This is a genomic window from Nonomuraea sp. NPDC049784, from assembly GCF_040659615.1.
Lineage (GTDB): Bacteria > Actinomycetota > Actinomycetes > Streptosporangiales > Streptosporangiaceae > Nonomuraea.
Window position 1 is genome coordinate 1 of the sequence record NZ_JBFAMX010000445.1, and the last position, 8644, is coordinate 8644.

The following is an 8644-nucleotide window of genomic DNA, read 5'->3' on the forward strand; positions in this document are numbered from 1 at the left end:
CGGCCACCGAGTTCGGTGTCGCGCAGGGCGAAGCGCGTCGGCATGTGCGTCATCGGCGGGTCGCGCCATAGCACCTCATCGAGCGCTTCATCGATGCCCAGACGGCCGCCGTTGACACGGCCGGCCAGGCGAGGATCGGTCAACATTAGCCTCAACGTTTGAGCGATCCAGATCAAGGTCGTTTCATAGCCGGCGCTGACCATGACGACCATCGACTGCAGGACCTCGTCATCGTTACGCAGAGCCGGATGGGTGATCAGCGCATGGGTCAGGTCCTCGGTGGGCTGGGCGCGACGGGCGTGCATGACGTCGGCCAGAAGGTCTTGGAAGTTGGCGTTGCCTGCCTGGGAGTCGTCGCCGCTGCCGAATAGGGCCATGAGCCCGGTCAGCAGTTCGAAGCCTTTGCTGGTTTCGATCCCGAACAGGCTCGCGACCGACAGCATGGGGATGATGGCGGCGTATTCGGAGATCAGGTCGGCTGCGCCACGGGCGGCGAAGCTGCCGACCAGGTCCGTGCAGATGGCCTCGACGGAGCGGCGAAGCCGTCGGGGGTCGATGCGCGAGACCAGGTCGTCGAGTGGAGCGCGCAGACGGCGGTGTTCGCGTCCGTCATGTCCGATCACGTTGGCGCGCCAGAACATCATCGGGCCTAGGCCGCTGTCCTTGGCGACAATGCCGTCGTTGAGGTCGCGCCAGTTGCGAGCGTCGCGCGAGTACAGTGCCTCGTTGTTAGCAATGATCTTGATTTCGTCCCAGCCCATGACGAGCCATGCCCGTACCCCGGGTTCCAGCTCGACGGGCGCTACCTGGCCCCAGTCGTCGCGCAGACGCTGGTAAAGAAGGGCTGGGTCGGTGGCTGCGGTGATGCTGGAGAGCGGCATCAGGTCGGAGGTGGAGCTGGTTGCTTGACTGGCCTGCTGGTTGGAAGGCATGGGGGGTGGTCCTAGAGGTGGGTTGGAGTGAGCTCGGTCACGTGCTCGACGAGCGTGATCAGCGCGGTGAGAGAGGAGGTGCGCTTGCGGGCGTCGCACATGACGAGCGGTGTGTGCGGGGGGAGGTCCAGGGCGTTGCGCAGAGCGTCCGTGGCATAGGGGTGGCTGTCGGGAAAGACGTTCACGGCTACGGCGAAGGGCAGCCCGCCGTAGCTTTCGATCTGGTCGAGCACGGCGAAGCTGTCGTTGAGGCGGCGTGTGTCCACCAGGGCGAGTGCGCCGACGGCGCCGTAGGCAAGGCCATCCCAGATGTTCCAGAAGCGGTGCTGTCCGGGCGCCCCGAACAGGTAAAGGGCCAGTGTCGGTGTGACGGTGATGCGGCCGAAGTCGAGAGCCACGGTGGTTTGGTGCTTGTCAGGCAGGTGGCTGAGGTCATCTACGCCGACGCTGGCCGCCGTCATCGCCTCTTCGGTGCGCAACGGCTCGATCTCCGACACCGAGCCGATCAGCGTGGTTTTCCCGACTCCGAACCCTCCTACGACGAGGATCTTCGCGACCTGTTGCACGCTGTCGGGCAGGTGCTTGTACCGATCAGAGATTTCGGAGGCCATCAAGTAACTCCTGCAGCAGTTTCAGGTCGGGGCGCCCAGCTTGGGGGGCGGGCGAGCGGGCATAAAGGCGTCCCGAATCAACCAGGTCGCACGCCACGATGGTCACCACGCTCACGGGGAGACGCAGTCGGGCAGCGGCCTCAACCAGCGGATGCAGTCGTACGCACATCGTCAGCAGATCGCGCTGCTCGCGTGTGGCTGTTAGGGGCAGAGGTGGCCCGTCTAGCGCAGTCATGAGTAGCGTGTCCACGCCGATGGTGTTGCGTGAGGGGCTGACACGTCCGCCTCTCATCACGTACGGCCGCACCGCTTGATCTGTGTAGTCTTGCGGCGCGGCTGGTTCGCTCATGTGGTCGATGTCGTACGCGCGGGTGTGCTAAAGGTGTTCTCGCCGAGGCGTTTGATCACCGTCTGCATCTGCTGCGAAACCACCCGTGGTTCAACGTTTAGGCCTGCAACCACGGCGAGTCGAGAGCCCTCACCGGCGATGCGAACGAACAACCAGCCGCCCTCGTAGGAGATCATCACTTCCCGTACCGCACAGGAGCCGGTGCCGTGGGCGCGGCCCACCTGAAGCCCCAGGGACATCAGCCCTGAGCAGGCCGCAGCAAGTCGGTCAACCTCGTCTCTGTCAGTGTTGCCGGACCAGAGTCTGGCCAGGCCATCGGCGGTGGACACCACGACGTGGCGGACGCCGGGAGTGTCGACGACTTCTTTGATCATCCAGGCGTTGTCGATCACGGCTTTTCCTTTTGTGGGACGGAATCAGGGGCGTGTATGGGCGGCTGTTGGATGGCCTCGAGGTATCCGCCGATGAAGTCGGTAGGGTCGTGTGGCAGCTCCCTCGCCGGCACAGGCGGGGCAGGCGGGCGTGGCTCACCCACCTGTGCTGCGCTGCGGCGCGGGGAGCGCCGTTGAGGCAGTCCGTTCGCCGCAGCGGAGGAGCCACCAGTTGCGCCGCTCACCATTGCTGTGCCGAGTGCGCCACGGTTGCCGTCTGGCGCTATCTCCATCGGTGGCCCAAGGGGACCTAAGCGGGAGGCAGTCTCTTGATCGAGAATCTCAATGAGCTCTTCGGGGACAAGCACCACGGCGCGCACGCCGCCAAAAGCCGAGTGAGTCAAGCTCACGCGAAAGTTGTGGCGGCTGGCCAGGTTGCCGACCACGAGCAGACCCGTCTGCAGGGCGTCCACCATGTCTTCCAGCTCGGGTAGACGCTCGCCTGAGGCGATGGCGTTGTACTTGGCGAGCCGGTGCTCATCGAGCCCCACGCCGCCATCGTCGATCGTAATCACGGCACCGCGCTGCACCTGACGAACCTCGACCTCAACCATAGTGTTGGGTGGGGAACACGCAGTCGCGTTCGCCAGCAACTCGGCCACCAGATGGATGAGTTGCTCGACCACGGAGGCCGCGGCCGCAAGCGTGGCGTCTCCGAGTACCTTGATTCTGCGGTAGTCCAGGATGCGGCCCGAGGCAGCGCGAACGACATCGACGAACGCCGTCGGATATGGCCATTGCTGGCCCGGCCACTCGTGACAGAGCACGGCCAGGCTCTGCGCTGCCCGCGCCTGCTGGGCCGCGGCATGGTCAATGCGCATCATCGATTCCTGGACAAGATCGTCACCGATGCGCGCATCGGCCAGGCGCGTAGCCACCTCCTGGATGCGATGAGCGGATGGCTGAACGCGCCGGGCGAGAGCAACCAGCACTTGCCGCAGCGCCTCTTTCTGATCGGCAAGCGTGCCTACCGATTCGCTGACCGCGTCCACCACACCATCAAGCGTCTTGGCCACGTCCGGTCCGGCCTGAGGCTCCGACGGCGCGGCGGGAACGGGACCGCCGCTGATGGCGGCTGGGATCCGTTCGTCGAGCAGATGGGTCACCAGTCGATGGATGGCTGCCACCATTCCGGTGCAATGGTCGCGCCACCGCTGCTCACGCTCGCTGGCCTCGACCCGCAGTGCATGTTCACGCGCGTTCGTGGAGGCGCGCAACCGATCCTGAGAGGCGCGCAGGGACGTGAGGTCGGCGAGCAGTCGACGCTGCTCGCGCTCTCGCGACAAGCTCAAGGCCAGCAAGATGCCACCGGCGGCGGTCTCCACGAGGCAGAGCATCACCAGCAGCGGGGCCAGGCCCGCTCGGATGGCGGCAATCATCGTCACAATCGGGCATGCGACCGTGGCTGCGGCAACGAGCAGCGTGATCGCGCCCAGCCAGCGTGCGGTGGACGGGGCGTGCGGCCGAGAAGGAGGGTCTGTAGCAGTCATGATCACCTAAGCGAGAGAGGGACGGGGTGGCTAGGCCCAGGATCGGCGGGGCTGGCGTTAGGAAGCGGGGTCCTTTCGCTCACAACGGTCGGGAATCAGGTCGGTGTCGCCGTCGGGACCGCTGGCTCACCACGCATCTCAAGGAAACGAAGAGGCTGGCAAGCAAGACCATCTGTCCGACCAGCCCGAGGGGAGTGGGTGCGGCTGCGCTGGCCATTTTGGGTCCGGGGAGTCTGGTCAGTCGCGGTGGCCACACGCTGGATGCTCATCGCGGCTACGCCGCCTTGCGCGCCAGACCGCCCAGTACTGGGACGGGGTAGTTGAGTGCGAGGGTGCCCTCGTCAGGGTGCCACTCATGCAGTTGCACGACTCCCGGCTCGACCAGTTCCAAGCCCGCAAAGAACTTCCGCACCTGCTGCTGGTTGCGTAGTTGAGGCCTGGTGGCGGTGTAGTTCTTAGCGACAGAACGCAGGTCGGGCGTGTCCTCTCCATGCGAGATGGCCAGGTACGATCCTGGCGGCAGGAGATCCATGATCTTGCTGACCACCTTGTAGGGATCGGGCTCACCGTCATCGGGAAAGAAGTGCAGCACCGCTGCAAGCAGCAGCAGAACAGGCTGCGACAGGTTGAGAGCCCACGTCCGCATGTCCGCCAAGAACCGGTCCAGCTCACGCAGGTCGCCCACATGCAGCTGAGTTTGATCATTAGTCGCCAACAGGGCCCTGCCGTGGTTCTGTACGACCGGGTCGTTGTCCACGTACACCACACGTGTGTGGGCGGCGGCCTTCTGCGCCACCTCATGCACATTCGGCAACCCCACGCTTGAGGTAGGCAGGCCGCATCCGACATCGAGAACCTGACGGACTCCCGCCTTGACGGCGTACTCGACGACACGGATGATCCAGCGGCGATTCGAACGCGCCATGTCGCTGAGCCTCGGGTTCGTCGCGAGGAGCTCCTCGGCAAGTTGCCGATCTGCTTCGTAATTGTCCTTACCGCCCAGCCAGTAGTCATAGACCCGAGCCACGCTCGGCTCGAGCGGATTGATCCCTGAGATAACAGTCATCTCGCTTCCTGGTCGCTTGAGCCAGCGCCGAGCACCACAAAGCGGCGACTCTGGAGCCGCCAGCGACGAATCGCAATTTCCTTGGTGCAGGGGCTATGCGCTGCCGTGGTGTCTGGCGACCCACAAACCGGCCGACAGCAGGTTTCACAGCGCACGGCGCAGCCCACTGGAGGCCGATCACCGCAACGCTGAAGGCCATGACGCTACCTTAGGCCAACCCATACCTACCTGTCACCACCTGTACCTACACATACCGTCCATCGCTAGGAAGACCGCCCAAGGCATGAGCAGGGGCGCAACGCGAAATGTGCCGCATCTGCGTCAGCCTGAGCGCGCGACCGGCACGCCGCTCGCACGGCTGACATGGCATTGGAATGGTCGTGGTCGGGCACCCCTGCCCCTCGTCGGTGGATGGTCCTCACGAGCTTGCCCGACCGGGCAGCACCGCAGCCCGTGGTGGAAAGAACGGCGCCGACGAGTCCACAAGCACATGCTGATCACGTTGCCGGCACGACACCAGCGTGACCGCCCGATGCAGGGCCACGGGCCGCTGAGTATCGGAGCTCAGGCGTTGTGACGGTTTGCGGGTAATTGAGGCACATGTCCGGGTTGGGGGGTGCGGTCGCCTCTCTACAACCCCCGCCTCCGTCTCGGGCGCTGATCTCCTGTGGAGCGGGTGGTGGCTGCGGACGTGACCGCGACGTCCCTCCGGTGATTGGGTGTCGCGGCGATGCACAGCGCTACCTGGCAGGCGCCGCGCTCGCGAACGTGCATCGTCACCAGCCGGTTAGGAGGCTCGCAGGATCGCGCGCTGTTGCTTCATGGGGAGCGGCTGATCGCGTGCACTGTGTGCGACGATGATCGTCTGATCGTCCATGTCGATGGTGGTGGTGAGCGTCAACCCCACGGCGTGCAGCAGCTTGGCGTATTCGCGCACCGTACGCTCCCGGCCGTGGCGGGTGCGCGTCATCTGCAGCAGGTCCTGCGCGAGACTCGGATGCGGTTCGGGCGCGGCAGGCAGCACGGACGCGACCAACCACAGCACGCTGTCAGGTCCGGACAAGGCCATCGCGTCCGCGACTCGCGCGAGCAGATCACAGGCGTCCACATCGGACAGGTCGTGGATCAGGCCGGGAATGAGATACAGCGGGTGATAGCGGAGAGGGATGTCGGCTCGTGCACCGTGGTGACTCTTGACTCCCCAGCGGCCGAACAGTTCGTCTCTCTGCGCAAGGCCGCGGGCTGCGATGTCCGCAGCATAGCTGCGTGCCACGAGAACGCCGGTGATATCCGGCAGGCGGAGGAGAATTTCGGATAGCAAAATCGCATCCCCGCCAATTGTGATCAGGTAGCGGACGTCGTGGGTGTGAGCCAGCATGGCATCAGCGATCGCCGGTGCCATGCTGGCGCTGTGCTGGGCTTGTAAGGTCGCGACGAGCTCCGCGGCGCGTGGCGGCTGATCGGCCATGAGGTCTTCCACGCTGCTGCGGCCGGCCAGTATTGCTGGCCTGCCCATGCGTACGGTTGTGTGCATGGTGGCCAGCGCCCTCCACCACGGCCGTAGCCCGTAGATCATGACAGCGGGTCGCATGGAGGCTGGGCTGGAGCTGGTGAGGATTTGCCCGACGATGGTCTGCTGGTAGCGCCGCCTGGAGGAATCCTGACCAACCCATTCCTGTACTTGCCAGATGCGTAGGAGCTTTGCAAGGTCGTCACGGGTCAGCCCGCGCTGCCAGTTCGTCCTGTCCGTGGCCTGTGTGCACCAGGCGTGCAGTTCGTGAAGGCTTGCGGGCCCATCCTCCAGTCGATCCGGGATGCGCAGCTCGCATAGCAGGTAGAGCACCTCGAACAGGTCCAGCCGGCGAAGGATCACCTGGATGGGCCACACCGGTTCGTGGGTGCCGGCGCCGGAAAGTAGGCGCACGTTGTTGACATCGCCCAAGCACCGCTTCTTTAAAGCGGCTCCCATCACTGCTGCGTGGGCGGAAGCGGAGCTCGTGGTCACGAATCTGTGTCCCAGGTCGGACAGGCGGAATACCCCGTCGGGCGTGCGAGGGGTCCATTTGTGCGCGTGGGCCATGCGCAGTACGCGCAGGAGGTAATCGCGGCTGCGGTCGGGCTCAGGCGCCGCCCAGTCGGCAAGAGCATCGGCTGTGGCGGCCGAGCGGGCTAGGCGGTCAAAGATTCGCAGCTCACACAGCGTATGGAGAGCGGCGTAGATAGACAGGTTGTCGAGGATCTTCTGGATGGCTTGTCTCGCCTCGCCGACCTGGGCGGGCTCCACGTTGTCGGAAGGCGCAGGAGTGGTCATAGCTGCCCCCTTGTCTGATGAGGTGGACGACGCCATCAGGCAAGGACGCCTGCTGGCTTGGCGCGATGCAACGCCACGGTGGACTGGCGAGCCTGTGCGCAGCACGGCGGATACGCTGAGGGTGGAGCTCACCCATGCAGCTGGCAAGCGGTAAAAGGCCAGGTGGCCAGATGAAGGAGTCACCGGATCTAGCCGTGCCCGCCGTCGCTTTTGCGGCATGGTCGGCAACGAGGACGCCCGCAATGGGGATGGAGCGCTCGGTGAGCCGGCCGCTTCTAGGCTGAGGAGTGCCGACTGGCGGGTATGGCGATCACAAGGTACTGGTCGTGCGACAGGCTTCTCTCCTCTTGCACGTGGAGCCCGGCTTTTTCCATGAGGGCCCGAAGGTCCTCGGTAGAGCGTTCGATTCCGGTCAAAATGATGTCCCATGCTCGCGTCCCGGCTTCGCCGAGGTCGGCTGAGGGACGTTGCGGTGCCGGCAGTGGACCGTCGATGTACCAGAGTTGGCTGTCGCCGTCGCTGGTGGTGAAAAGGGTGGCGCATACGGCCGCGAGCAGGCGCAGGCACTGGTGGTCGGGCAGATGGCGCAGGAGGCGGGCCACGAGGATGCGGTCTGCGGCAGGTACCTGTGTCGGCAGATGACCGGGAGTCAGCTTGACCCGGTGCTGCAGGCCCTGTGTGGTCAGGTAGTCCTGGGCGCGAGGGTCGGCGCCTGGCCACCCCACCAGGATGCCCTGAAGGTGGGGATAAGCGGCCAGGATGGCGGCCAGCAGGTCGCCTTGCCCTCCGCCGATTTGGGCCACGGTGTGGGCTGAGTGGAAGTGGCTCGCGCCCAGGCGTGCGAGTTCACGGCCGATGGCGGCGGCGATGGTGTCGCCGAAATGGGCCAGGTGGGCCCTGTTATCCGGGGGCTTCTGGGCTGGCGTCTCTTCCAGTTCGGCGTGCTGGGTGCAGTCGGAGGCCGGGATGGTGGTTGCGCGGCGCGCCTGCGGCAGTATCTCCGCCTCCGCGGAAGAGATGACCGCGTCTGCTGTCGCGGGGCCAAGGGTGCCGAGTCGGAATCCGTGTTCCTCGAGTATGACAAGCTCGTGGTGACGAAGGATGTTGAGGGTCTTGGCCATGTCGGTCCGCGTGGTCCCGCACCATGTCGCGAGCTCGTCGCTGGTCAGGCAGCCTTTTATGGCCAGCGCCTCAGCTCCGCCGCACGTGATGAAGAACCGCAGGGCACTCACCAATGCTGGCGAACTGACGACGGCAAGGCTCGCGGCCGCATCCGGCGCTGCTCCACTGGCGAGACCACGGACAGGATGCGGGCGCGGGTGGCGGGACGGTGTCGACTCAGGAGGTGGCATGTTCGTTCCTTTCGCTACGCCGTTTCCTCGGGAGGGTTCCGGGTGGCTGGTGAGGGGGCGCGGGCTGTTTGCTTCAGGTGTGCGAGCCAGGGGGCCGCGCCT

8 protein-coding genes are annotated in these 8644 nt (G+C 65.3%); all 8 read right to left on the reverse strand.

The features are described 5' to 3' along the window. On the reverse strand, positions 1-932 hold a 932-nt coding region (locus tag AB0J09_RS47135), incomplete at its 3' end, for a cytochrome P450 (protein ID WP_360706685.1). A gap of 11 nt (positions 933-943) precedes the next feature. After that, a complete protein-coding gene (locus tag AB0J09_RS47140; RefSeq protein ID WP_360706688.1) occupies positions 944-1543 on the reverse strand; it encodes an ATP/GTP-binding protein in 600 nt (199 codons plus the stop codon). After that, entirely contained in the window at positions 1524-1892 is a 369-nt protein-coding gene (locus AB0J09_RS47145; protein WP_360706691.1) for a DUF742 domain-containing protein, read from the reverse strand. The genes AB0J09_RS47140 and AB0J09_RS47145 overlap by 20 nt, the downstream gene beginning before the upstream one ends. Beyond that, the gene (locus tag AB0J09_RS47150; protein ID WP_360706694.1) at positions 1889-2284 is read right to left on the reverse strand and encodes a roadblock/LC7 domain-containing protein; all 396 of its coding nucleotides are present in this window, start codon (positions 2282-2284) and stop codon (positions 1889-1891) included. The genes AB0J09_RS47145 and AB0J09_RS47150 overlap by 4 nt, the downstream gene beginning before the upstream one ends. Next, positions 2281-3702, reverse strand: coding sequence for an ATP-binding protein (locus tag AB0J09_RS47155; RefSeq protein WP_360706697.1), 1422 nt, complete (start codon positions 3700-3702; stop codon positions 2281-2283). The genes AB0J09_RS47150 and AB0J09_RS47155 overlap by 4 nt, the downstream gene beginning before the upstream one ends. Positions 3703-4087: 385 nt before the next feature. Then, a complete protein-coding gene (locus AB0J09_RS47160) occupies positions 4088-4879 on the reverse strand; it encodes an SAM-dependent methyltransferase (protein ID WP_360706700.1) in 792 nt (263 codons plus the stop codon). Between the two features lie 787 nt (positions 4880-5666). After that, a complete protein-coding gene (locus AB0J09_RS47165) occupies positions 5667-7190 on the reverse strand; it encodes a methyltransferase (RefSeq protein WP_360706704.1) in 1524 nt (507 codons plus the stop codon). Positions 7191-7465: 275 nt separating this feature from the next. Further along, a complete protein-coding gene (locus AB0J09_RS47170) occupies positions 7466-8422 on the reverse strand; it encodes a methyltransferase (protein ID WP_360706706.1) in 957 nt (318 codons plus the stop codon). Positions 8423-8644 lie beyond the last annotated feature (222 nt).

Coding starts and splice junctions, on each gene's coding strand:
- AB0J09_RS47165 (WP_360706704.1), bottom strand. CDS start 7,190: ATGACCACTCCTGCGCCTTCCGACAACGTGGAGCCCGCCCAGGTCGGC.
- AB0J09_RS47145 (WP_360706691.1), bottom strand. CDS start 1,892: ATGAGCGAACCAGCCGCGCCGCAAGACTACACAGATCAAGCGGTGCGG.
- AB0J09_RS47155 (WP_360706697.1), bottom strand. CDS start 3,702: ATGATTGCCGCCATCCGAGCGGGCCTGGCCCCGCTGCTGGTGATGCTC.
- AB0J09_RS47160 (WP_360706700.1), bottom strand. CDS start 4,879: ATGACTGTTATCTCAGGGATCAATCCGCTCGAGCCGAGCGTGGCTCGG.
- AB0J09_RS47140 (WP_360706688.1), bottom strand. CDS start 1,543: ATGGCCTCCGAAATCTCTGATCGGTACAAGCACCTGCCCGACAGCGTG.